Raw genomic sequence first — 23,139 nt, 5'->3', positions numbered from 1 at the left:
GACAGCTTAAATCAGTTTTTTCCAACATAGAAATGGATGTTTTATTTGGTTTGGTAAGAAAATTCGAATTTGATAGTAGGTGTCCTAATAAACCAAATATGCTGGTAATGTAGTGGCTTCAATTTCTTATTCTAGGGATAGAACTGTTTATTTTTCGCTTTATCCTCTTTTAATTGCAGATTTCCCAAACCGTGCTTCTGATGATTTTAATAACCAAATACTATTAACTATTAAACAATGGATTGAAGATCAAATTAACAAACCAGACACTGCCCTCTTGGGTTATGAAAAACTTGTTATTGAGTGGACTGGAAAAGAACATTTACTTCATAAAGTAAAGTTCTTATAAGACTATTTCTAAAAACAACACCCTTCAAGGAAAGAGCCTCATTTGTTTTTACAGTTTTAGACTTTATATAAAATTCTTAAAACAACATGATTAATTTGAAGGAGGATTCAAATGCAACGTACACAATGTCCTTGTTGTAAATGCTTAACTTTAGAAGAGAGAGGAAATGATGATATTTGTATTGTGTGTGACTGGGAAGATGATGGACAGGATGATCCTTACGCTGATAAAGTATATGGAGGTCCGAATGGAGAGTATTCATTATCTCAAGCAAGAGAAAACTTTAAAGCGCATGGCACGATGTATAATAAATTACAATATAAACCTTCTGCTAAAGAAGAGGAAATAAAAAGCCTATTGATAAATACTTATAAAAAATTAGATTTTGATAAATATATAAAAAAGGAAGAAGCTTGGAAAGAAATACTTTACTATGAAGAAGCTCTAAGAAATGAACGATATTCTTCAGATATTTAACCTTTCGTAATGGTTATCAAAAAAGTCACATAAATAATGCTGCGTTTCAATATAGGATACATAGTTAAAGCTTATAAAATTTCTTTTAATAGTTTATCTGTAGTTCATAAAAATCAGTAGTTTAATTTTATCAATTGAAAATCATTAAATAATTTATTACGAAAGGTAATTTCTATCTATAGAAGATGTAAAGCAAGTAGATTATTTTTGTTGTGGAGACGAAGAATAACATTATTGGTTTGTGCATCATAACTATTTTATCAAGATTTGGATTATAATCTAAATACTAGTAACTTGCTAGAAAGATTACATGAGGATGATTTTCTTACTCTTCGCTTATATGAATTGACTTTAAAAAGACCGGATATACTTAAATTTTTAGCATTACCTACAGGCTATAGATTTATTTTAAAAGGAAATGAGTATAATGCTTGGAAAGATAAAAGTTTGTTTACCAATTGAGAAATAATAAAGTAGGAATTAGTTCATAACATGTAAAACGCAATGGTAAGTTAATTAGGGTAGACAAGCTAGTGGAAAACTTCAATAAAAGGTATCGAAATGAGTATGCTTCAAGAATAGTAAGAGTAAATCTTCGAGGAAGGTATAATGCAGAACGTTGGGAAGAACGTCATGTTAAGTACATTAAACGTTTACAAAAGAAAAAACTAGACGAACGTTTTCATCGTCGACCATCATAAAGTAAAAAGGAGAGATTAATATGCCTCTTTTAAGAGATATTCAACTTTTGGTTCCTAACAACAAAGACGTCAATAGTCAATTCTTCTCTGAAACAAGATGTATGGTTTCTTTTTATAACCGACTTTTGCCTAGAATTAAGCTGAAGGAGGATAAAGGTATAGTTATCAATTGTGTAAATACCTTGCAAGAAATTGCTAGTACAGATTCTGATTCGTATATAATTTTTAACTATATTCCAGTGTTTGTAGAAATAGATATAGATAATTTTTTTTTACTGCCTACAAATCAAGAAAAGAAAAAATATACACTTGATATTCTAAATAGAGGTATGATTAAATTTGCTGAACAACATAATTATGATAAAGAAGTTTTTGAAAATGTTTATAATAAAATTATAGAGTTAAACTATAATAATACCCATATATTTAATAAAAAGGTTAGCCCTAATAGAAAATATACATGTGCCGTAATTTATGAGCATGACGTTGATTATATCGACGTATATTTAGAAATTATTAGAAATAATAAAAAAGGTATTATTAATAGAGAGAGAATTTTTAGATATAAAGATAACGATGAACAAGATTTACTATCTGAATTTGGCGAAATTGTATGGACTTTAAATCATAAAGTAACTTTTTCAGGTTTTTATAATAATGAAAGATATATAATTACATTTATAGAAGAAAGAGAAAATAGACCTCTTTATTGGAAGCTTGAAAAACAAAGGTTATAAAAAGAGTATAGTTACTTTAAATTAATTAATGAAAGAAACGTTAAATGATGAAACATTCATGGTTTGATTTGCACAATAAAAAACCTTCATAAAGAGTTAAATATTGTAAGAACAGAGGGTACTAGAAAGGAAAAAATAGATATTGAAAAAGCTATTTAACTTCTTTTTGATTGTTATAGGTTTATTAATAATATTAGGCTTTATAGTGTGGAAGCTAATTCTTGATCCAAGTAATATACCGACTGGCGAATATATGTTTAAATCTGTATCACCAGATAAAAATTATACGGTTAAGATATATCAGTCAAGTGGAGGAGCTACTACTGGGTTTGCTATCAGGGGAGAGTTAATTGAAAATAACAAGCTTTTCAATGAAAAGAAAAACATTTACTGGAATTATCCTCAGGAAACTGCAACAGTTAAGTGGTTAGACAATGATACAGTGAACATAAGTGGACATGAGATCGATGTAAAATCACAAATTTTTGATTTCAGATATGACTAATAAATAATAATTTGTGACTCTTTAGTTTATCTAATAAATTGAATTTTATAAAAATGCAAAGACTAAAAGACTTGCTGCCAGATGGAACGGTAAAAGAATATGGTTATAATGGTTTTCGAAATTGAACATCCGTTAAAGTAACAGAGCCATTACAAAGAGAGAGGTGTTAGCGATTGGAGGTCTTTTCTTCTATCGTTATTAGATTTATAGAAGCTTTTATTATGATTTGGATATTAATTGTAATTTTAGAGAAAATCAATAAAATTACGTTAGCAAATAAAGCTAAGTATATTTTAATTGTAAAGCTTGCCACTGTAGGCACGGTACTAACACTTTTGTTAGACATTATGATTATGTAATACAGGTGTTATATTGAACTGTAAATAAAGAAGTTAAGCTAAAACGAGCAGTAATCTTAGAAATTGTAAATTTCAGATAAAAGTATTAAGTTGTTAAAACATGACTCTAGAAAATTCATAGAGTCATGTTTTATTTCAATATAGAATTGTCGTCTAAAGCTGTTATATCAATCTAGACTTAAAATGTCTAGGGTTCAATTTGTAATATCTATTGAATTAAAGTAAACGAGTGTTTGATGAACTGAAGGATAACTATGATAATTACCTCATCTTTCTCTTCACACAAACAAGAAAAGCAGCTTAAGAGAGTTAACTTTTATGTTTAAATGATTGACTGAAATCTATTTAAAGTACTCTTTCTCCATGCTTCTTTTTTGCTAATTCTAAATAGGAATATAATTATTACATATAATTATTAATGAAGAAGCTAGCAATGATAAGTGGTGCAACTAGATCTTCTTCAATATATTGGAGAGAGAAAACTCCATCTTTTAAATGGTATAAGTCAGATTTAAAAGTCCCAATATGCTTTCCATCGGCAGTTATCACTTCAACATCAGGGCCTAATTCACGTGAAGGGATAATTAGAGTTTTATCTTTTAAAAAAATTTCTAAAGCTGCTATGTCATCTTTACGTTGTATTTCATGCCTAATTATAGAACCTATATGCTCTTGACCCTGTGAAATTATCCATTGATTAATACCGTTTTGAGTGAGCGAAAAATGGTTGTCGTTGAAATTTATTTCCATATTAATTTTTATAGATTTTAATAGCACAATACACCATAGAGGTCGTATGAATGTAAAAAAAGAAAACACGTCTCGGGCGAAAAAGTCTATACCATGCATAATAAAGTTATCATATCTTCTTTTTATCACTCCTATCTGTTTTTTTTCTACCCTAATACTAATAGGCTTAGGTGAAGATTTTATTACTGGAAGTTTAAATATATACTCTATCATTGTTTTTACCTTTCTAAACGCCTTTATTTTCTATTTGATAATTATTATATAATTAAGCTAATAAATATTATAGTTATAATTATGCTAAGGCTGTTTTCGGATTAATTGTTGCTTACCTGACCATATTAATTATCGGTTGATATAATACGGTTTCAGGACGCGTTCAATTATGTGGTTAGACATCTATGAAGAATTCAGCGAGCTTTCAAAAGCAGAACAAATGGCACTTTTTAATGCTGTGAAGGAAGACTTATTTCCAGACGAATCAGATAAAATTACAGGGTTATTCAAAACCATTAGAGAAACTCATTTTTCTTCTGGTATGGGTTACGTTCATTGTGGAAGTACATCCGTTAAACAAAATGGGAAGTACCGTTCAAGACAAAGATACTTGTGTAATGGTTGTGGTAAGTCTTTCAATGATATGACAAATACACCTTTTTCGGGTTCACGATACCCTGAAAAATGGGCCAAATATATTGAAATGATGGTCGAAGGATACACCCTATCGAAAATCGCTGAACGTTTAAAAATTCATTTATCCACCGCATTTTATTGGAGGCATAAAATTTTGAACGCATTAGGAAGTCTTGGTTTTAATCAACTACAGGGTATTGTAGAGAGTGATGAGACCTTCTTTCGTGAGTCAATGAAAGTAGAGACATTACTCACAGAAAAGCCAAGAAACGTGGAGAAAAAGGTGAGAAAAGAGGGATTTCTAATCTTAAATTGCTGTTGTATTAGCACAAGATAGAAACGGAAGTGTAATCGCTCGTAAGGCGGGAACTGGTCGTGTTAGAGCTGAAGAAATCGATGCTGTGATAAGTGAATATATACACCTATCTGCTTTGCTATGTACAGATACAGCTACAAACTATAAGAAACTTGCTAAAAAGAAGGGACTTCATCACGAAACAGTTAATGAACGTCAAAAACAACGTGTTAAGAAGGGTATCTACCACATACAACACGTTAATAATTTCCACAACCGATTAAAAGGGTGGTTGGAGCGTTTCCAAGGTGTGGGTACTCATTATTTGGACAATTACCTTTATTGGTTCCGTTGGCTCGAATTAGGAAAGGATTTAGCATTTGATAAACGAGTAGAGCAAATGCTTGTCTCTGCGTGTCAAAAATCAAACTATGCAACTGTTAATTCATTTAGAAAGATTGCGTGAGGACAAAAAAAAGGATAGCAATTACTACCCTTTTGCCTTTTGAGATTATCAATTTTGTTTATTGAGAACCTACCATAAAGGTTCGTCTTTATCGCTCAACTTGATAATGAAAGGGAAAATCACAATAAATATAAGACTTAGATACCCTAAAGTAAATGTCCGTTGAGTGTTAGAGGAAATATATTGCTTAACCCCACAGTTAGGACAGCCTTTTCCCTTCTTTGAAAATCCGAGTGACCAAATTTCTTTGGCTTTCCACTTATAATCACAATTTGTACATCGTGCCACAGAACCATCTCCTTTCTACTTTTATTACGGTTCAACCAATATTAAGTTTCAGAAAATTCCTATATAAATATATAATAGCACAAAGTCCAATAATCTATTAACAGAACAACAAAGTTTACGAAAACAGCCTTAAAAAATAAAACCTGAGAATATCAAACAACAGTTAGGAAATCTTCTGAACGTGACGTTACACGTTACAGGACTACTTATTAAATTTCTATAAGTACGCCAAATGTAGAAAGCCCAGGAAAGACGATTATCACAGAGAAATGAATTCGAAAGATAATTCATTCTTTACCTAAAGAAAGACAGGAAAACCCTGTCTTTTTTTATATCAAAATATGATAAAGGTAGGTAGTTTTTTTGTAGGCATACTAGTACTTTTAAAGTATGAGAATTGTTTTGATATTCTACTATCTAACTTTGACATGGTGAGTGAAACATTACGAAATAACATAGATTGCGATATAATACATGCCCAAGATTTTATTTCAGGATATTCAGCACTCACTCTAAAGAAAATTTTAGATAAACCATTAATAGTAACACTTCACGATACTTTAGTAGGTAGAGCTGAAGATTACGATTTGGATATTTTTGGGGAACTATATGTAGAAACTCAAAAAGAACTAATTCAAAAAGCTGATGCTGTGATTTGCTGTAGTAATTCAATGAAAGATGAAATTATACGACATTACAAAGCAAACCCAGAGAAAATTCATGTTATTTATAACGGTGTAGAGGAAGCAAATAAGAAGAAAGAAACTTATGAAATTAATAGTGAAGTAAATTTGTTATATGTAGGAAGAATAACTGAAGAAAAGGGTATAGACGATTTAATTAAGCGCTTTACTTTTTACGCTCAGAAGGTATCCAAGCAAAATTAACTATAGTGGGAAGTTTAAATTCTTATAGTGAAGAACTTATAGTTCTTTCTAAAAGTTTAGCATTAGAAGAACACATTATATTTAAAGGTTTTTTATCAGGACAAGATTTGGATCATATTTACATTAACGCCGATATTACCATAGTACCAAGTCACTGCGAACCTTTCGGACTAGTAGCAGCAGAAGCTTGTCAATATGGATTGCCAACTATAGCTTGTGATGGGGTGGGTTACGAGAAATAATAAAAGACAAACAGACAGGTTTATTGGTACCTCCACGAAATCCACGAGCACTTGCTAATAGTTGTAAAACACTAATTGAAGACCCAGACCTTCGTAAGCAGCTTGGAACAAATGCAAGAAGTTTTTTAATAAATAATTTTTCATGGAAAAAAATAGCCGAAGAAACAACTTTATTGTATAAAAATATTACAGAGAATTTCTTCGTTAGTAATAAGCCATAAATAAGAGTATAAATTCCAAAAATTAAAATTATATGTACTAAAATCTTAATTTATTGTTTGGGATTTAATTGTTATTTTTGAAATTTTTGTTGATTAATTTTGCTATATTGTTTATAATCATTAAAAAATATATGAATTCTATGAAGAAGAGAGTAGTTTTGATTGAATCCGAAAAGCGAGTTAGGGACGGTGGAAGCCTAACGGTTTCACCATTGCGAAACGCACTTCTGAGAAGCAGCCTGAAAAGTAAAAGTAAGGTATGCCGGGAAAAAAAACCGTTATTAATCTTCGAGAAGGTTCAATTTGAACAATAAGAGTGGTACCGCGGGAAAATCCCGTCTCTAACATGAGACGGGATTTTTTTGCTTTAATGAAAAATGGAAGGTGAAAATATGGACTTAATAACACATTATGCAAAAGAAATAACTTTAAACTTAAACGGCATTTTGACTTTTGAGGAAGTCATGAAGTTAATTGAAAAACCAAAATATACTGGTCAAGGAGACATGGCATTTCCCTGTTTCTCATTAGCAAAGCTCTTGAAAAAATCACCAAATCAAATTGCAAAGGATTTATCAAATAAAATTCAGCACCCTTTATTTGATAACGTTGTGGCTGATGGACCATATGTAAATTGCTTTTTAAACAAAGAAAGCGTTAGCAAAGAGGTCTTATTTACAATTTTAAGTCATGGAGTTGAATATGGTAATCTTGACATTGGTCACGGAGAAAACATTACTATTGACTTTTCATCACCTAATATTGCAAAACCTTTTTCTATGGGACATTTAAGGTCAACTGTTATTGGAAACTCAATTGCTAACATTGTTGAAAAATGTGGTTATAATGCAATACGAATAAATCACTTGGGTGACTGGGGAACTCAGTTCGGCAAATTAATTACTGCATATAAACTTTGGGGTGATGAAAAAATAATCAAGGAAAACCCTATAAAAGAATTATTAAGCCTTTATGTAGAATTCCACGAACAAGCAGAACATAACGAAGAATTAGAAGACGAGGCTAGACTGTGGTTCAAAAGATTGGAAGAGGGGAATGAAGAAGCATTAATGCTTTGGAAGTGGTTCAGAGATGAATCGCTTCGAGAATTTTCTAAAATCTATAATTTATTAGATATACATTTTGATTTTTATCAAGGAGAAGCCTTTTATAATGATAAAATGAATAAAACCATTAATTTGTTGAATGATAAAGGCTTAATCTCTTCTTCCCAAGGTGCAGAGGTAGTCCGTTTAGAAGAATATGATTTACCTCCTTGTTTAATTAAAAAATCAGATGGCGCCACTCTTTATGCTACAAGAGATATTACGGCTGCTTTATATAGACAAGAAACACATAAATTCACAAAATCTCTTTATATTGTTGGCCATGAACAAAGTCTACATTTTAAGCAGGTTTTTCTGGTCCTAAAAAAAATGGGCTATAAATGGGCAGACGAATTGATCCATATCCCATTCGGTTTTATTATGAAAGATAAGAAAAAAATGTCTACAAGAAAAGGAAAAATCGTACTTTTAGAAGAGGTGATAGAGGAAGCAATCTCTTTAGCTACACAGAATATCGAAGTAAAGAATCCGAATCTAAAAAATCGAGAAAATGTCGCAAAACAAGTAGCTGTAGGATCTATTATCTTTCAGGATTTAAAAAATGAGAGATTAAACAATATTGAATTTTCTCTTGAAGAAATGTTGAAATTTGAAGGTGAAACAGGTCCATACGTTCAGTATACTCATGCTAGAGCTTGTTCTATCCTAAAAAAAGCCAATGAAGAGAAAAATTTAAATATTAATGGATTAAATGACAATTATAGCTGGTCTGTAATCAAGTTACTAATAGAATTTCCTGAAGTGATAAAGAAAAGCTTAAATCAATATGAACCATCACAAATTGCTAAATACCTTATTGATTTATCTCAAGAATTTAATAAATATTATAGTCATGTGAAAATCCTTGTTGATGATCCTCAAAAGGAAGATCGACTTGCACTTGTGAAATCAGTAACTTTCGTCTTGAAAGAAGGGTTACGATTATTAGGTGTAAAGGCTCCCGAAGAAATGTAATAAACAAATATTTTATATTTGTAGGGACACTGATTATTTTTTCGAATTTCATTTAATACTAAAAAATAAAAGGCTACATCATCTCAGAACAATGTAGCCTTTTATTTTTCAGCCTTCGCACTTATATTGTTTTTAAGGAAAACATATAATGGCTCTTCCATTTCGATGAGTAAACCGTTATTTAAACTAACTATTTATAGTTATGGTGATATTTGTACAATGCAAAAAGTTCGCAAAGGTATACATTTACAGACTTTTGTTTTTTATAAGAAATCTATCATCTTCACCGTCCGTTTATGTCATGAATTAAATTACGAACGTTCACTGAAAATCACATACTTTTACAAACATTTTTAGTGGCATAATAGGAATATTATCAGTAATAGTTTTTGACTTTTAAAAAAAGGCTCCTGCAGTAACTGTGTACTAGGAGGAGTCCTAAGTATTAACTAAGCTTGTTCAAGTGAGTCTTCTAGCAAAAATGATTCAAGATCTTTTAATAAGATATTATTTTTCCACAATTGATTTAATTACATCAATTCCGATTTTTTTGAGAATTCGGGATTGTCTTCTTTGATAAAGCTATCTGATTCATTCATATATAATTATTTTAATTTAAGGATTAAGTAACCGTATAAATATAATAATAAAAAAACAACAGTATCAGTACTTTCCATTATTCTTAATTTAAAAGATAAACTACAGTTTATTACAATGGTGGATTTTTCATGAATCATACAAGTAATAACTCTTAGTGTGATCTTTTTAAGTTCTCCACCGTTGCTTATAAATGCTTTAGTCGTTATTAGTTCTGTTGTCTGGTAAGATTCTCCTGTAAAAACATTAGCATCATCAGATATATTCCCTACAAAACCACTAATATTTTCTAATTTGGTAATTTCATTTAATGTTCCATTTCGTTCAGTATAAACATAGAATAACCAATTAAATATATCAGGATTAAGTAAGTATTCGGGGTTTTTTTGCGAAATATTTTCTTCACCAATAAGCTTTTTAAATCTACCAATGTTGTAATCATTTGAAGTAATAATAAGTACATATACTTTATTTTCTCTTTCAAAAAATAATGACTCTACATCTAGATTATTTACTCTTTCAGCTTTTGGTAGAAAATTTCCATCACTATCTTTTTTCCTTTTCTTTGTGTACTCCAAATTAGCAATTGCCTTTTGATATGAAATAATTTCTCTTGTAAAATTATCATTACCATTAATCTTGGGTACTTTTATTTCGTCTAATTCACCTATCTCTTTCCAAGAATAATTAAAATATTTCTCGGCTTCATGCATACTAGCAACCTGTTTTTCATCTTTCTTCACATGATGTAATAACTCGCTATGTTGCCTACTAAAAACTTTATCTAAAGAAGATAAGCAATTAATATTATTTAATAAAAATATATTTGAGTATACTTTTGACATTTATTTACCTCCTTCACATTCAATATTTAACTCTTTCATATTAGAATCACATAAAGCACTACTAATTCTATTTCCTATAGCTGAAGTAACCTTAAAATCTATATATGCAGTGTCTCTTTTAACCCGTTTGGGAAGAATAACTATACTTTCTGTCATTATATAAGGTTTCATAGAAAGCCTTCCTAAATGATAGTTATCTAAAACAAAGTCAATTAGAAAAGAGTGATCAACATGGAAGAGAAACAGCAGCAAGAAATAGATCTCACTAAAGTATATGATTGTGCCGAATATCCAGATAAACAAAGTGGACGATGTGACAACTGCAATTCAGCTGACTTCAAAAACTCCGTAAAAGGTGGCGTTTTCTTACGTGAATGCCGCCAATGTGGCATGAAGAAGAGTATCTAAGTATAGAAGATTATATAGTAAGGAGAGAAGGTTTTTATCCTTCTTTTTTTCTATTTACACCTGATTTATGCTCTTAGTGGCACTATTTGTGAACATTATGTAAGTCTTAAAACCTATATTTTTTTATTTTAATGCTAATTCTTTTTAACTGTATATTAGTAATGAATGGTAAAATAAATCGAATATATTAGTTTTTAGATTGAGAGGGGAAATAATGATTCAGAAGTCTATAGAACCATCAGAGATTAAAGCAAAGGAGACAGTAGTAGTTCTTCCAAACACTCCCGAAACAAACGAACAATCTATATATGTCCCACCAAGGCAAAGTGCAAATGTACTATTTAAATTTATGCCAAAGTTAGATTACCTTAAAGGAATTATTAAAGACAAGGCCATTATGCCACGTTATTATGAGGAGAAAATTGATTATCTTGATATTAAAGGGTTTGATAAAATAGCATTTCCGATGAGCTGTTTTTGCGATATTCATTTAAACAAGTTGGTTCCACACATGAGAAATTATGGATGGTATGGCATTGGATTGAGTAAGGAGTGGGGCATAAGGCAAGGAATCCAGCCAATCCATTATATAAATAAGGATTCTAAATTAAAAAAAGATTTTAGTAAAGTTTTTAATAATACTATGAAAATAGAACAGGCAGAAGAGAGAGAGAAATTTAAAGAATATAATGATTATCTGCTGTCTGATCTACTCTTTATGAAGCCAATCGAAGGAGAAATGATGGTAAATAATAACGATGAATATGAATATCGTAATTTTCATGATGAAAAAGAGTGGAGGTTTGTACCCCAATTTGCAGGTGTAGATACTGAATTGCCATTGGTTATCCCTCAGAATCAAATGAATCATCATAGTTATATGCTTCATTCTGCTGGAATTCAACAAAGATCTGAATTATGGTTAAAGTTTGATTTAGATGCGATTAAATATATCATTGTTGCAAATCAGAACGATAGAAAAGAACTTATAGAATTTATAATAGAAAATCAAATTGTGGAAAATGATTATGATAGATATGGACTTTTTTCAAAAATTTTAGTGTTTAATGAGTTAAGGGAGGATTGGTAAAAATGTTTGCCGATTTTGAAAAAGCTTTTTTTCAAAAAAATGAAAAAGATGTAAGGATACCCAAAGAAATAGTTAAATCTTTAAGTGAAACATTACCTGAAGGCTTTACTTATACAAATATCGGAAACGGAGCAATAGGGGTTGTTCCATTAGGTACAGAAGCAGAGTTATCAGGGCTACGAGTAGAATTACCAGATGATTTACCAGGGAACTTTAAACCATCGACAATGGAAGAGTTAGAAGAGTTTATGTACAGGGTGCAACATCCTATAAAAATGAAACTAGTTGAAGATAACAGTTTAGTTTTAAATGGCACTAGCTTCAATTTAGAAGATTTTATTAAGTTCCCATTTAAAACTGTAGATAATGAAAAGAAAGTAAGGGAATATGAACTTAGTCTAGTCCCACGCCCCTTTCAATCACCGTTTGAAGTTAAAGTCCAAGGTAATGGAGTAACAAAGCTGTTGCATTTTCAAAGACAACCTTATGCAGACATGCATAAGAGTTTGTTTAAAAGTATAAATAACGATAATTTCGAAATTTCATATATTATAGATGAAAAAAATTCTAAATTAACCTTTAATGTTAAATATAGTCTTGAAAACGTGGATAGTATTGAAGAAGGCATTGCAATATTAGAACTTTATCAATCCTGTATAGAAGGGGGGATTAAGCTTAATGATTTAAGACTTCCAGAAGCCCCTGCAACTTCTATAGAAAAAGAATCTATTCTTGAGACAATTAATTTTTGGAAAAAGGTTTTAACTTTACAAGAACACCTAGGCGTACAGTTCATTCCAGAATTTAAAACTAAAAGGGAAGACGTAATTTTAGTTGAGGAAATTTATAGATCTTTAATAGCAACAAGACCTTTTAAAAAATATTTAAATATCAACGATCTTACACTAACTGGACCTCAAGGAATGGACCTCAAAGAGTTAATAGGACGCGAAGAGCTATCCATACAATTCCATGAATATTTGGATGTAGGTTTGTTCGGAGTAAAATTAAATTTAGTTAGTGTTGTTGCTTTCTTCGACTTTATGGTAAAAGGTGTTAAGTCGATTAAAGATGATGTGCCTAAACATATATTAATTACTGAACCGATAAAAGGCAAAAGAACATATCAAGTAGCTAGACATTTTTGTGATAAAGAAACAGCCTCAAGCTATATGGAATATATACAAAAGAATATTAAGGAATTTGAGGACGCGGAAGAACTAAAAGTTAAATATTAAAAATTCTTGAAGGAGATGTTTGTCATTGGATTTATATAGTCCTTTTATTTCTTCCAATAATACAGCTAATTTTAATGTTTCTTTTTGGGCCAATCTAACCTCAGGATTAATATCTGGGGTTTTTACTGGAATATTTGTGGGCTTATTTCTTTGGTGGAGGCAAAATCGCTCACAAGACTCACAAGAACAAAAAGAAGTACAAAAAGAGTTTAGTGTTTTCATACAAAAGCTTAATCTAAGCTTTTCATATTCTGAGGAATTAGTAAAAAGCCCTTATGGGCATGAATCTTTACCCGAAAATGTGAGGAGGGTATTAGATACACTTAAGGAACACCCTCTTTTGTATTGGGAAGCTAGACTTAAGAAACAATATTACAAAGATATAATGAGTGCAATAAATTCCTTAAAAGAAGAACAAATAAAATTCCAAAAAGCCTCAAATAAATTAGATGTGAAAGCTATCAACACCTTAGTTGAAGATTATAATTATGCTGCCGTTATAAAAGAAGGAATGTCTGCCTTTTATTGCTTAGTTAATGAAAAAGATGATTCATATTTAATAACTTGGTTTGGGTTTGTATTATCGTTTAAAGACAGACCTCAAGACATTGATGAATTAAGAGAAATACGAAACAGATTTTCTGACTTAGTCAATGAATACGAAAGTAGTCGAAGGTTATTGATAACATCTGCTGATAATCTAAAATCCTTAATTAACAGCTCAAATAGACCTGCATAATTAGAACTTGCTATAGAACAGTGCACAACAATTACTACATAGGCGCTCACAGAAAGCACGAAAGGGTAAACTGCAATTCAGCTTACTTCAAAAGTTATGTGAAAGATAGGATTTTTTCACGTAAATGCCTTGAATTTGGAATGAAGAAAAGAAGGAATTCTCTAACATGTAAATAAAGTTTAGACGTAAAAAGAATCCTTTGCTCATCGTAGCAAAGGATTTTCAAATTCATCGAAATAGGGGGGAATACTTTAATAGTTTGTCCAACATTATAGATATGTATACTTGTAGTCTGCTATTTATTTTTAATAACTGTAATTATGGTAACTAGAATAACGCTCTTACATACCATCAATTAGGAGGGAAAAGCCATGAAGCAATTTGAACTAAAGCGAGTAAAAGACTTGTTAAGCATTGATTTAACAAACTTAATTATAGAAAGTGAAAAGGAAGGTTTTCTTTTTATAGAGAGATTAATCAATGATTATAAAAATGGAAATAATACTTTCAGTAAGCCAGGAGAATTCTTATATGGTGTATCTAATCAAGAAGGTTCAATAATTATTGCTATTGGTGGAATTAATAAGGATCGTTTCTCAACGAATGAACGAATTGGGCGTTTACGAATATTTTAAGTTTCTAAATACGGAGCTCTATCAACAAAACGCGAAAAACATACGCTAAGACATTTATTCTCCTAAAAGAGCAGTTTTTCTTACTTTTAAGAAACGGCTTTTTTAGGAGAATTTCGTTTAAACAGTTTTGAGTATAGCCTTTCAGTAGAACCGGGCCATTAGATAGTCTTCAAATTCATTTTGATGAAAAAAGCTGAAATTCTTTATATAATCACAGCTTTTTAATTCCTCTAAATGAATGAAATTTTATGTGATCAGTAACTTAGTTTAGTATTACGAGCAACAATTATAAATCGATGCTCATAGTTCAAAACATAACCCTTTCTTACTAACTCTTTAAAGGCATCCAACAACTGATTAAAATTGTCCCTTACATTAAATCCTGGAAATTCCCACTCTATCACTTTTGCATAGTAAATAAGAGCTTTCATATTAAAAAATTTTTGGTAAGGAAAGTATTCATCAGCAAACATAATCTCAAAATTACATTCTTTCAGATCTTGTAAAGTATTTTTCAAGTTTAAGGTCGCGTATTTTGGTTGGAAGCTTGGAATAAGCATATTTGATAAACGATTTCCATTCTTACCGCCTACTTGTTGAGTAATAAATACACCGTTAGGTTTTAAGACTCTTTTTATCTCTCCAACATTGAATGATTCATGTCTATTGATGATAATATCAAAACTATTGTTAACATAATCAATTATATCATCGTCGCCAATTGAAGCTAGTTTAATTCCTAAAGGAACTAATTTCATTTTTAAAAGTTCAATATTAGGCTGCCATCCTTCTGTTATTGATGTTTTTTCATAAGGATGATTTAAAGAAAGCAGAAATTCCCCTCCTCCAGTACCCATATCGAGTAATTCCAAATCGGAGGACAAATATTTGTTTAAGATTTCTGCATAATTCCATGGAAGATTTTCATTTTCCCAACTGTCATCTATACAAGAAAAATCCCAACCTTCAAATTTTATTTTTTCATATTGTAGCCATTCTTTTTTTAATAAATTTGTATTCATAATAACTATTCCTCCACTATTTTATATTCTAGATGTGGACGATACAGTTAACTAATAGATACTTAGGTTAAACTCGACACAGGCTCCATTAGATTTACTAACTGTATCGAGTAATTAATTCGTTTCATGTTAATTAATTCTCCTTAATGAATTGTTTGTTTAATTAATTATAACAAATCGATTCAATTAAACTATTTTTTTCCATGAAATAATAACCACTTAAATATATTCTAATTATATTGAACTTATTATTCGATTATCATAGAGTTAACATAACATGTGTCGAGGGGGTATTTTTATGTTATATTTATGCTTTCTATTCTAGCTGTTGGAACTATTGCCGAAGTATTTAGTGCACGTCTTGTATATATATCTGCTGGAGTTTTACTTTTAACATCTGCTTTGTATGGTTCTTATCAATTGTTATTTAAAAATAAAAGAATCAAAAACCAGGAGAACTTATATCATTAACTTGATTGACTCTATAATAGTTCAAAAGATTGTTTAGCATGTACAGGGCTAATGCTTGTTATATAGGTGATAAGAATAATATGTCATAAAAAGAGGAATTAAACATGGATAATAAAATACTAGAATTAATATCAAGAAGAAGAAGGCAGATCCTTGTGCATTCTTTTCTATATTATCAGTTAAATGAATCTTTAATTGATGATTATACATTTGACACCTGGAGTAAAGAATTAGTTAATCTACAATCTCGCTATCCAACTGAAGCAATGAAGTCTGTTTATGCAAAAGAATTTAAAGATTTTGATGGTTCTTCTGGCTACGATCTATCTTACTCTCGTATGGAAATACAAACAGTTGGTCATCGGTTACTTAACTTCATTAAGCGATATAAATGAGGAGTGGATAATTGTATGAAAGTTAATGATCCTATCTATGGGAATTTCATCTTAGAACCTGTTCTTGCTGACCTAATACAGGCTCAGCCATTTCAAAGACTTAAAAATATTCATCAAGGTGGCGCAAGTTATTTAGTGAATCCAAAGTGGAATGTAACACGATTTGAACATTCTGTAGGTGTCATGCTATTGATTAAAAAGTTAGGTGGTTCTATAGAAGAACAAATAGCTGGCTTGTTGCATGACATTTCCCACACAGCTTTTTCTCATGTGATAGATTTTGTTTTAGATAATCCAGCACAAGACTTTCATGACCAAATATTTGAAAAAGTAATTCAATCATCTGAAATACCTTCTGTTTTAAAAAAACATGGATTTAATACTTTGTCTATATTGCCTATTGAGAAATGGTCCTTATTAGAACAACCTCTTCCTTCGCTGTGTGCAGATCGCATCGACTACACACTTCGTGATTTATCTACCTATAATATGATTTCTTTAGAAGATGCTTGTAAATTTGTAGATGAATTAAGAGTGGTTAACGGTAAAATTTGTTTAAAAACAACAGAGGCAGCAGAATGGTTTGTTAAAGCTTATTATGAAGAGGTAATTGACTTCTTTCTTCATCCATCAAATGTATATGGGTACGCCGTACTAACGGATATATTAAAGATCGCAACGGCCAAACAGATTATTCATTTGGATGACTTATTACTGGATGATGAAACAGTCTGGAAGAAGTTAATTGACAGTAAAGACCATGAGGTACTACAAAAAATGAAAGATATAGGCAAAGAGGTAATAAATGATGAGAGAGCTTACGACATACACCAAAAGAAAAAGGTTCGAATTATCGATCCCTTTGTGTTGATAGGGAACGACCGAATAAAGAAAGCAACAGAGCTCTCCGCCAAAGTTAGAGAATTGAACCAGTATGCTCTAGAAAAATCCTTAAAAGGAACATTCGTTAGAATTCTTAATACTTATGGAAAAGAAAAGAAGCTTATTTAGTAAAATAGCGTTCTCTTCTTTTGCAGATAACGTTCAAAGCCAGTTACCATAATCACCATCTATGAATATGATAACTATGATTGTATACTTTGTGTACTCTTGTACTAGTGATTAATCTATGGGAGTGATAGCATTAATTTGAGTAAATTTATAAATAAAATAGGGAGAGATTAGAATGAAAATTCGTTCAGTAGAAGGATCAGATTATTATGTAATATCTCCATTAATTAACGAGTGGTGGAACGGTAGACAAATGTCTGATATGTTGCCAAAGCTCTTTTTTGATCATTTCCAAAATACAAGTTTTATTGCTGAAGAAAAAGGAAAAATTATAGGGTTTCTAATTGGTTTTTTATCTCAATCCCATATGCATGAAGCATATATCCATTTTGTTGGAGTTCACCCAGATTATAGAGGGAAAAAGATTGGAAAACAGTTATATAGTCATTTCTTTGATGTTACTAAACAAAACGGGCGAAATACTATTCGATGTGTAACATCTCCTGTTAATAAAGCCTCTATTGCTTACCATACAAAAATGGGATTTAGAATTGAACAAGGTGATAAGAACGTAGATAATATATCTTTACATACTAACTATGATGGCGTTAATCAGGATCGTGTTTTATTTGTAAAGCATTTGCCCATTATATAGGCACTGAGAAGAAAAAGCTTATGAGTAAATAGCCAAGAATGCATTTGTTTATAATTTACAGATAAAAAATTTGAGAATAAAACCCACTACTCAGGTGAGCAGTGGGTTCTTTTTATTTTATATACTTATGTTTATCTGCTAATGCCTTTTCAATTTTTATAACCTCCTGCATAATAGCTGATTTAGTTACGGAGTGATTAACTACTTCTAGATCTTCGTGTAGTTGTACAAGCTTTTCCTCATAATAATGAACGACTTTTCTTGCGTCTGATTGAGAGATACAACTTCCTCCTTTAAATCTAAATATAAGTTAGTAAATCTTTTATAGTATTCAGTTGATATATATTCCTTTGTTTGTAATTAGAGCCTATTCCCACTCCAAACCCTTTGATTCCCATATTTATTGCTAGTTCTACATCAACTATTGAGTCACCAACCATAAAACATTCTTCCAATTTAATCTCAGGATATGTAGAAATGGCTTCCATAATCATTCCAGTCTTAGGTTTTATACACGTACAACCTTCGTCTTTACCATGTGGACAATAAAAAATATCAAGCAACTCAATTTCTTGAGCCTTTAACTCGTTTATCATTTGATTATTTATATGGTGATACTGTTCAATCGTAATGTATCCTTCATTAATAATGTATTGATTTGTAACGATTATAATTTTATACCCTTTTTTTATAACTTCTTTTAACGTATTAATTGAACCTTCTATAAATATAGGATTCTCTATTCCATTCCATTCATGATCTGGATAATCTTCAATTATATTTCCGTCTCTGTCAAAGAATGCAATTTTCAATATTCACACCTCATATTATTTATACTTATAAAAAAATACATTTTAAACCTCAATTTCTTGTTTATTACACTGAGAAATTGGGGTTACTTAATATCTATACCTTTTAAATAAATATTTCCCTGCCGGTAACTGATTATTTAAAGGAGTTTTATAAAATTTATGGAAATTACAGATATTAACGTAAAAAATTTGATAGTTAAGGGGATTTAAGTGAATAAAGAAAGCATTATGAAAGAAAAAATAAGTTTAATAGAATGGTCTCTCACTTTAAAGAACATTTCAAATGATCTATGGTTCAAACCTTTTCTAGAAGGTTCTTGGGGCACTGCAGATGTCATTTCTCATTTTATTTCATGGGATAAGTTTATGATAGAGAATAGAATTTCTTTTTTACTAAGAGATAAGGATTTCCCTAAAATAGATATCAATGCTAAGTTAATTAATAAAGAGGCTTCTGAATATGCAAGGTCAGGTATATCTAAAGTAGACCTTATAAGTGAGTTTATCTATTTTAGGAAAGACCTAGTAGCTCAATTGGGGAAAGTTCAACCAGAAAAATTTGATCAGCCTTGTCCTGGCAAAGAACATATTCCCCTTAGTGAGTATTTTGTTGGGATGATTGACCATGACTTAAAACATAAAGAACAAATTGAAACACATATAAAGAGATATTCGTAAAAGATTGATATTAGGTAGTCGCAAGTTAATGTACATTGATTTTACAGATCTTATTGAATAAACTAGCTAATTTAGTTCCGTTAAAGAGCGCTTTAACGGAGCAACGAAAAAAGCCTAATTTCTCATATATACATGTTGAGAAATTGGGCTTTTTAATAGGGTGATTTTCTTAACGTTGTAAATTCGCATTTTCCTGACGATACCCCTATTAGAGAGGAAATAGAATTTAGTAAGGAACAGAATACGTTATTAGTGACACATGGAAACCTTATGAGTTTAATTCTTAGATATTTCGATGAAAGTTTTGGTTTTACTGAATGGGAAAACCTAACGAACCCGGATGTTTATAGAATAGATATCAAAGATAATCAAATTAATGTTACAAGACTATGGGAACCCTTAGCACACAATAATATCTAGGTAGTAAATTTCCCGTAATTCAAATTATGTTAATTAACTTTGTATATAACATCAATCACTAGTTTACAAATTCTACAAAGTAAATAATACTTATATTTATTGGAAGTTGTATAAGACATAGAAGGGGAATTTGTTTATGAACAAAGTTATGGATTATTACTCAACATTTGATGAATGGGGGCGCTTAGATAGGGAACCCTTGGAGTTTCAAATAAACTGGCATTATGTACAAAAGTATCTACCCGAAAACGGCAGTATATTAGATAATGGGGCTGGTCCTGGTAAATATGCAATGAAACTAGCCGAGAAAGGATTTCAGGTAACGCTAACTGATCTCACTCCTAAATTAGTAAAGGTAGCTGAAAATAAGGCAAAAGAACTTAAGCTTTTTAATAAATTTAATGGATTTCATATTATGGATGCAAAGGATTTAAATTTATTAAAAGACAACGAATTCGATGCTTCCTTGATGATGGGGCCAATGTATCATCTACAGAATGAACAAGATCGTGATGCTGCTGTTAAAGAACTATATCGTGTGACAAAACATGAAGGAGTTGTATTTGTTGCCTTTATGTCTAGAATTAGACATACTCTCTCTTCATTATTACATCCAGAAACGTGGAAACCTAATAATACAATGGATCACATCGAAGAGTTTATTGCTACAGGTGAATTTAATCATCAGGATGAAGGAAGATTTACAGGAGCTTATTACTTTGATATACAAGAAATTAATCCCTTTATGGAATCTAATGGATTTGAAACATTAAGTCTAGTGGGATCATCTAGTATTGGTTCCCTTTTATCTAGAGAACAATGGGACTACTGGACAAATAAGGGACAAGCCGAATTCAATCGATTAATTGAATTTTTAAAGAAAACAGCAACCGACCCTTATACTTTAGGAGTTTCATCACATTTACTTTATATCGGTAGAAAAAGGATAACTAAATAGTTGTCCTTTTTTTACCAGTAATGCGTTTTGTGGTAACTAACTTTCTATATCATATATAGCTTAAAATAGTATTTCACTAAAGGATATTCAAAAATTGAATAGAATTAATCTATTTGGATCTCATTGAATGCAAAAGGGGAGAAGTATATGTTTGAAGAAAAGGTAGGGATCATTACAGGTGGGACTTCGGGAATTGGTTTGGCTACAGCCGAATTATTAGCAAAAGAGGGCATGTGTGTCGTCCTAGCCTCTCGAAGTGCTGAAAGGGGAGAAGAAGCCCTTTCTATAATAAAAAAGTGGTCACCTAATTCTATTTTTATTAAAACTGATGTTACGATTAGTGAGGATGTCAAGAATCTTGTTAGTCAAACATATTCTACATTTGGTAAGATAGATATTGGCTTTAATAATGCAGCTAATACAGAGGCTTCATCTGCTGCTACCCATCAGTTTAAGGAAGAAGACTTTGATCATTTAATTAATGTTACCTTAAAGAGTGTATGGCTTTGTATGAAGTATCAGCTGCAAGTAATGACAAAACAAAATAATGGTGCCATCGTGAATACATCCTCAATGGATGCTCTCTTATGTTCGGCAGGAACTGGGGTTTATGCTGCCGGAAAAAGTGGCGTTATCTCATTAACGAAATCAGTTGCTCAAGAATATGGCCATCAAAATATAAGAATTAATTCTCTTTGTCCAGGTGCATTTCGTACATCTATGCTGGAAGAAAAATTTTCAACTTTGTCTCCAGAAGAAAAGGTAAAACTAGATGAATCATATAAAAGCTTAAATGCCTTAGGGAGAGTTGGTGATCCATACGAAGCAGCAAAAACAGTGAAATGGTTACTTTCTGATGATGCATCTTTTGTTACGGGTCAAAACATTATTGTAGATGGTGGAATTGGGTTTAAATTTACATAATCTTGTAGAACTAACAATGCAGCTTATGACTACTGATAAAAGCTACATTCATGTTAACTGAATTTTCATATAGCAAACATCGATAAAATAAAAAAAGACCCTGAATTATATTCAGGGCTCTCTTTCACGTACCTATATTAATAAGCTGGAAGGAACTAAATAGTTATTGTTTTTCTTCATCAGGTTTTAAAAGGGAAACAGATGTAATTGTACCGTCTATAAACTCAGCTTTTGCTTTTTGTTTAGCTTCTCCAATTGTTAAAGCGTCATACTGTCTATAGTACGTAACATTACGCTTTAGATCTAAAACTTCGACAGAATATAATTTATTTTCTTCACTCATCATTTTTCTCCCTTCATTAAGGTTGCTTAATTAAAATACGGTCAACAAGACCGTAATCTACTGCTTCCTGTGCTTGCATAAAATTATCTCGGTCCGTATCGTTAGAAATTTCCTCTACACTTTTTCCTGTTCGTTCGGCTAATATTCCATTAAGGTGTTCTCTCATACGCAAAATTCTTTTTGCACTAATTTCGATATCAGAAGCCTGCCCTCTGGCACCACCTAATGGTTGATGAATCATAATTTCACTATTACCGAGTGCAAACCGTTTTCCTTTAACACCGCCAGCTAATAAAAAAGCTCCCATAGAAGCTGCTAGTCCTATACACAGCGTGCTGACATCGGCTCTTATGTGTTGCATTGTATCGTAAATAGCCATTCCTGCGGTGATAGATCCCCCTGGAGAATTTATATAAATACTAATATCTTTTTCAGGATTGTCTGCATCAAGGAATAATAATTGAGATATAACACTATTAGCGACTTGATCAGTGATTTCCCCTGTTAACATAATAATTCTATCTTTGAGTAAACGAGAGTAAATATCATAAGATTGTTCACCACGGCTTGTTTGCTCGACTACATATGGAATTAAGTTCATTCTTTTTCCTCCCGTAATTAGCTTTAAATTATCTTTGCTTACTAATTCATTTACAAGGTTTGTTACCTCTTTATTAAGAGGTATATCATATGCTTCGTTTTCATCAACTAAAGGGATAGCTATTGATTGCTGTATAGATTTTTTAATTCCATCACTTCCCTCAAAGTGAACAGAAACAGATAAAGTTTCTACTAATTCTGGATTAAATGTTTCCGTGTTTAATTCAAAAAGAATAAACTCCTTTTGAACTAAACGATTTACTATTAGAGCTCCCCTCTCATTCTCCTTTAGTTGATTAAAATTAAAGCC

At 31.0% G+C, this 23,139-nt stretch carries 27 protein-coding genes, 2 pseudogenes and 1 other annotated feature; of the genes and pseudogenes, 22 read left to right on the top strand and 7 right to left on the bottom strand.

What is annotated here, in order from left to right:
- Positions 1 to 112 precede the first annotated feature (112 nt).
- From EPL02_RS10575 to EPL02_RS20875, 6 genes are all read left to right on the top strand, one after another.
- Positions 113 to 349: a hypothetical protein gene (locus tag EPL02_RS10575; RefSeq protein WP_131887657.1), complete on the top strand. Its 237-nt coding sequence runs from the start codon at positions 113 to 115 to the stop codon at positions 347 to 349.
- Positions 350 to 460: 111 nt separating this feature from the next.
- The gene (locus EPL02_RS10570; RefSeq protein WP_131887656.1) at positions 461 to 826 is read left to right on the top strand and encodes a CPCC family cysteine-rich protein; all 366 of its coding nucleotides are present in this window, start codon (positions 461 to 463) and stop codon (positions 824 to 826) included.
- 267 nt (positions 827 to 1,093) lie between these two features.
- Positions 1,094 to 1,288 (top strand): immunity protein Imm33 domain-containing protein, encoded by a 195-nt coding sequence (locus tag EPL02_RS21370; RefSeq protein ID WP_438822794.1) that lies wholly within the window; start codon positions 1,094 to 1,096, stop codon positions 1,286 to 1,288.
- Between the two features lie 259 nt (positions 1,289 to 1,547).
- Positions 1,548 to 2,264 carry a hypothetical protein gene (locus tag EPL02_RS10565; protein WP_131887655.1) on the top strand — a complete coding sequence of 239 codons (717 nt, stop codon included), beginning with the start codon at positions 1,548 to 1,550 and terminating at the stop codon, positions 2,262 to 2,264.
- A gap of 142 nt (positions 2,265 to 2,406) precedes the next feature.
- The gene (locus tag EPL02_RS10560) at positions 2,407 to 2,769 is read left to right on the top strand and encodes a DUF5412 family protein (protein WP_131887654.1); all 363 of its coding nucleotides are present in this window, start codon (positions 2,407 to 2,409) and stop codon (positions 2,767 to 2,769) included.
- A gap of 221 nt (positions 2,770 to 2,990) precedes the next feature.
- Positions 2,991 to 3,128, top strand: coding sequence for a hypothetical protein (locus tag EPL02_RS20875; RefSeq protein WP_165932549.1), 138 nt, complete (start codon positions 2,991 to 2,993; stop codon positions 3,126 to 3,128).
- Between the two features lie 402 nt (positions 3,129 to 3,530).
- Here EPL02_RS20875 and EPL02_RS10555 read toward each other — a convergent pair whose 3' ends face one another.
- Positions 3,531 to 4,091 (bottom strand): hypothetical protein, encoded by a 561-nt coding sequence (locus tag EPL02_RS10555; protein WP_131887653.1) that lies wholly within the window; start codon positions 4,089 to 4,091, stop codon positions 3,531 to 3,533.
- Positions 4,092 to 4,260: 169 nt separating this feature from the next.
- Between EPL02_RS10555 and EPL02_RS10550 the strand changes: the two are divergent.
- The 4 genes and pseudogenes from EPL02_RS10550 (at position 4,261) to argS (ending at position 8,988) form a co-directional block, all read left to right on the top strand.
- Positions 4,261 to 5,269, top strand: a pseudogene (locus EPL02_RS10550) (IS1595 family transposase).
- A gap of 716 nt (positions 5,270 to 5,985) precedes the next feature.
- A complete protein-coding gene (locus EPL02_RS10540) occupies positions 5,986 to 6,444 on the top strand; it encodes a glycosyltransferase family 4 protein (RefSeq protein WP_165932548.1) in 459 nt (152 codons plus the stop codon).
- Positions 6,445 to 6,449: 5 nt separating this feature from the next.
- Positions 6,450 to 6,907: pseudogene (locus tag EPL02_RS21275) on the top strand (glycosyltransferase family 4 protein).
- 131 nt (positions 6,908 to 7,038) lie between these two features.
- Positions 7,039 to 7,253 (top strand) — a binding site (T-box leader).
- A gap of 46 nt (positions 7,254 to 7,299) precedes the next feature.
- Positions 7,300 to 8,988: an arginine--tRNA ligase gene (gene argS / locus EPL02_RS10525; protein WP_131887650.1), complete on the top strand. Its 1,689-nt coding sequence runs from the start codon at positions 7,300 to 7,302 to the stop codon at positions 8,986 to 8,988.
- A gap of 605 nt (positions 8,989 to 9,593) precedes the next feature.
- Here the strand turns inward: argS and EPL02_RS10520 are convergent.
- Both EPL02_RS10520 and EPL02_RS10515 read right to left on the bottom strand, forming a co-directional pair.
- Entirely contained in the window at positions 9,594 to 10,430 is an 837-nt protein-coding gene (locus EPL02_RS10520; RefSeq protein WP_286175400.1) for a hypothetical protein, read from the bottom strand.
- A complete protein-coding gene (locus EPL02_RS10515) occupies positions 10,431 to 10,601 on the bottom strand; it encodes a hypothetical protein (protein ID WP_286175399.1) in 171 nt (56 codons plus the stop codon).
- Positions 10,602 to 10,661: 60 nt separating this feature from the next.
- Here EPL02_RS10515 and EPL02_RS20870 point away from each other — a divergent pair, with 60 nt between their 5' ends.
- The 6 genes from EPL02_RS20870 (at position 10,662) to EPL02_RS10495 (ending at position 14,540) form a co-directional block, all read left to right on the top strand.
- Entirely contained in the window at positions 10,662 to 10,838 is a 177-nt protein-coding gene (locus EPL02_RS20870) for a DUF8096 family protein (RefSeq protein WP_165932546.1), read from the top strand.
- Positions 10,839 to 11,052: 214 nt separating this feature from the next.
- Complete coding sequence (locus EPL02_RS10510; protein WP_131887649.1) at positions 11,053 to 11,928, top strand: abortive infection system antitoxin AbiGi family protein; 876 nt, start codon at positions 11,053 to 11,055, stop codon at positions 11,926 to 11,928.
- Positions 11,929 to 11,930: 2 nt separating this feature from the next.
- Positions 11,931 to 13,166, top strand: a complete 1,236-nt coding sequence (locus EPL02_RS10505; protein ID WP_131887648.1) for an abortive infection system toxin AbiGii family protein — start codon at positions 11,931 to 11,933, stop codon at positions 13,164 to 13,166.
- A 25-nt stretch (positions 13,167 to 13,191) separates the two neighbouring features.
- A complete protein-coding gene (locus EPL02_RS10500) occupies positions 13,192 to 13,905 on the top strand; it encodes a hypothetical protein (protein WP_131887647.1) in 714 nt (237 codons plus the stop codon).
- Positions 13,906 to 13,925: 20 nt separating this feature from the next.
- Complete coding sequence (locus EPL02_RS21365; RefSeq protein WP_483295834.1) at positions 13,926 to 14,081, top strand: DUF8096 family protein; 156 nt, start codon at positions 13,926 to 13,928, stop codon at positions 14,079 to 14,081.
- A 195-nt stretch (positions 14,082 to 14,276) separates the two neighbouring features.
- Positions 14,277 to 14,540: a hypothetical protein gene (locus EPL02_RS10495; protein WP_131887646.1), complete on the top strand. Its 264-nt coding sequence runs from the start codon at positions 14,277 to 14,279 to the stop codon at positions 14,538 to 14,540.
- A 254-nt stretch (positions 14,541 to 14,794) separates the two neighbouring features.
- On the opposite strand, the gene EPL02_RS10490 is transcribed toward EPL02_RS10495, so the two are convergent.
- Positions 14,795 to 15,562, bottom strand: a complete 768-nt coding sequence (locus tag EPL02_RS10490; protein ID WP_131887645.1) for a methyltransferase domain-containing protein — start codon at positions 15,560 to 15,562, stop codon at positions 14,795 to 14,797.
- A gap of 575 nt (positions 15,563 to 16,137) precedes the next feature.
- On the opposite strand from EPL02_RS10490, the gene EPL02_RS10485 reads away from it, so the two are divergent.
- From EPL02_RS10485 to EPL02_RS10475, 3 genes are all read left to right on the top strand, one after another.
- Positions 16,138 to 16,428, top strand: coding sequence for a DNA ligase LigA-related protein (locus EPL02_RS10485; protein WP_131887644.1), 291 nt, complete (start codon positions 16,138 to 16,140; stop codon positions 16,426 to 16,428).
- A 15-nt stretch (positions 16,429 to 16,443) separates the two neighbouring features.
- The gene (locus EPL02_RS10480) at positions 16,444 to 17,439 is read left to right on the top strand and encodes an HD domain-containing protein (protein ID WP_131887643.1); all 996 of its coding nucleotides are present in this window, start codon (positions 16,444 to 16,446) and stop codon (positions 17,437 to 17,439) included.
- A gap of 175 nt (positions 17,440 to 17,614) precedes the next feature.
- Positions 17,615 to 18,094, top strand: coding sequence for a GNAT family N-acetyltransferase (locus EPL02_RS10475; RefSeq protein WP_131887642.1), 480 nt, complete (start codon positions 17,615 to 17,617; stop codon positions 18,092 to 18,094).
- 299 nt (positions 18,095 to 18,393) lie between these two features.
- Here the strand turns inward: EPL02_RS10475 and EPL02_RS10470 are convergent, their stop codons facing one another.
- Entirely contained in the window at positions 18,394 to 18,906 is a 513-nt protein-coding gene (locus EPL02_RS10470) for a D-glycero-alpha-D-manno-heptose-1,7-bisphosphate 7-phosphatase (RefSeq protein ID WP_131887641.1), read from the bottom strand.
- 210 nt (positions 18,907 to 19,116) lie between these two features.
- On the opposite strand from EPL02_RS10470, the gene EPL02_RS10465 reads away from it, so the two are divergent.
- The 3 genes from EPL02_RS10465 (at position 19,117) to EPL02_RS10450 (ending at position 21,886) form a co-directional block, all read left to right on the top strand.
- Entirely contained in the window at positions 19,117 to 19,584 is a 468-nt protein-coding gene (locus EPL02_RS10465; RefSeq protein WP_131887640.1) for a DinB family protein, read from the top strand.
- A gap of 556 nt (positions 19,585 to 20,140) precedes the next feature.
- The gene (locus EPL02_RS10455; RefSeq protein ID WP_131887639.1) at positions 20,141 to 20,962 is read left to right on the top strand and encodes a class I SAM-dependent methyltransferase; all 822 of its coding nucleotides are present in this window, start codon (positions 20,141 to 20,143) and stop codon (positions 20,960 to 20,962) included.
- A gap of 147 nt (positions 20,963 to 21,109) precedes the next feature.
- Positions 21,110 to 21,886: an SDR family NAD(P)-dependent oxidoreductase gene (locus EPL02_RS10450; protein WP_131887638.1), complete on the top strand. Its 777-nt coding sequence runs from the start codon at positions 21,110 to 21,112 to the stop codon at positions 21,884 to 21,886.
- Between the two features lie 163 nt (positions 21,887 to 22,049).
- On the opposite strand, the gene EPL02_RS10445 is transcribed toward EPL02_RS10450, so the two are convergent.
- Together EPL02_RS10445 and clpP are read right to left on the bottom strand one after the other, a co-directional pair.
- Entirely contained in the window at positions 22,050 to 22,229 is a 180-nt protein-coding gene (locus EPL02_RS10445; RefSeq protein ID WP_131887637.1) for a hypothetical protein, read from the bottom strand.
- Positions 22,230 to 22,245: 16 nt separating this feature from the next.
- Positions 22,246 to 22,830 (bottom strand): ATP-dependent Clp endopeptidase proteolytic subunit ClpP, encoded by a 585-nt coding sequence (gene clpP, locus EPL02_RS10440; RefSeq protein WP_131888451.1) that lies wholly within the window; start codon positions 22,828 to 22,830, stop codon positions 22,246 to 22,248.
- Positions 22,831 to 23,139: the final 309 nt, after the last annotated feature.

Origin of the sequence: Bacillus sp. CBEL-1 (assembly GCF_004348885.1) — a bacterium.
In the GTDB taxonomy this organism is placed as follows: domain Bacteria; phylum Bacillota; class Bacilli; order Bacillales; family Bacillaceae_H; genus Priestia; species Priestia aryabhattai_A.
The sequence above is the reverse complement of the archived record's forward strand: the minus strand, read 5'-3'. Positions and strand labels throughout refer to the sequence as shown.

Excerpts from the sequence above, each read along its gene's own strand:
- EPL02_RS10570 (WP_131887656.1), top strand. The coding sequence starts at position 461 with ATGCAACGTACACAATGTCCTTGTTGTAAATGCTTAACTTTAGAAGAG.
- EPL02_RS10565 (WP_131887655.1), top strand. The coding sequence starts at position 1,548 with ATGCCTCTTTTAAGAGATATTCAACTTTTGGTTCCTAACAACAAAGAC.
- EPL02_RS20875 (WP_165932549.1), top strand. The coding sequence starts at position 2,991 with ATGATTTGGATATTAATTGTAATTTTAGAGAAAATCAATAAAATTACG.
- EPL02_RS10555 (WP_131887653.1), bottom strand. The coding sequence starts at position 4,091 with ATGATAGAGTATATATTTAAACTTCCAGTAATAAAATCTTCACCTAAG.
- EPL02_RS10540 (WP_165932548.1), top strand. The coding sequence starts at position 5,986 with ATGGTGAGTGAAACATTACGAAATAACATAGATTGCGATATAATACAT.
- argS (WP_131887650.1), top strand. The coding sequence starts at position 7,300 with ATGGACTTAATAACACATTATGCAAAAGAAATAACTTTAAACTTAAAC.
- EPL02_RS10520 (WP_286175400.1), bottom strand. The coding sequence starts at position 10,430 with ATGTCAAAAGTATACTCAAATATATTTTTATTAAATAATATTAATTGC.
- EPL02_RS10515 (WP_286175399.1), bottom strand. The coding sequence starts at position 10,601 with ATGAAACCTTATATAATGACAGAAAGTATAGTTATTCTTCCCAAACGG.
- EPL02_RS20870 (WP_165932546.1), top strand. The coding sequence starts at position 10,662 with ATGGAAGAGAAACAGCAGCAAGAAATAGATCTCACTAAAGTATATGAT.
- EPL02_RS10510 (WP_131887649.1), top strand. The coding sequence starts at position 11,053 with ATGATTCAGAAGTCTATAGAACCATCAGAGATTAAAGCAAAGGAGACA.
- EPL02_RS10505 (WP_131887648.1), top strand. The coding sequence starts at position 11,931 with ATGTTTGCCGATTTTGAAAAAGCTTTTTTTCAAAAAAATGAAAAAGAT.
- EPL02_RS10495 (WP_131887646.1), top strand. The coding sequence starts at position 14,277 with ATGAAGCAATTTGAACTAAAGCGAGTAAAAGACTTGTTAAGCATTGAT.
- EPL02_RS10490 (WP_131887645.1), bottom strand. The coding sequence starts at position 15,562 with ATGAATACAAATTTATTAAAAAAAGAATGGCTACAATATGAAAAAATA.
- EPL02_RS10485 (WP_131887644.1), top strand. The coding sequence starts at position 16,138 with ATGGATAATAAAATACTAGAATTAATATCAAGAAGAAGAAGGCAGATC.
- EPL02_RS10480 (WP_131887643.1), top strand. The coding sequence starts at position 16,444 with ATGAAAGTTAATGATCCTATCTATGGGAATTTCATCTTAGAACCTGTT.
- EPL02_RS10475 (WP_131887642.1), top strand. The coding sequence starts at position 17,615 with ATGAAAATTCGTTCAGTAGAAGGATCAGATTATTATGTAATATCTCCA.
- EPL02_RS10455 (WP_131887639.1), top strand. The coding sequence starts at position 20,141 with ATGAACAAAGTTATGGATTATTACTCAACATTTGATGAATGGGGGCGC.
- EPL02_RS10450 (WP_131887638.1), top strand. The coding sequence starts at position 21,110 with ATGTTTGAAGAAAAGGTAGGGATCATTACAGGTGGGACTTCGGGAATT.
- EPL02_RS10445 (WP_131887637.1), bottom strand. The coding sequence starts at position 22,229 with ATGAGTGAAGAAAATAAATTATATTCTGTCGAAGTTTTAGATCTAAAG.
- clpP (WP_131888451.1), bottom strand. The coding sequence starts at position 22,830 with ATGAACTTAATTCCATATGTAGTCGAGCAAACAAGCCGTGGTGAACAA.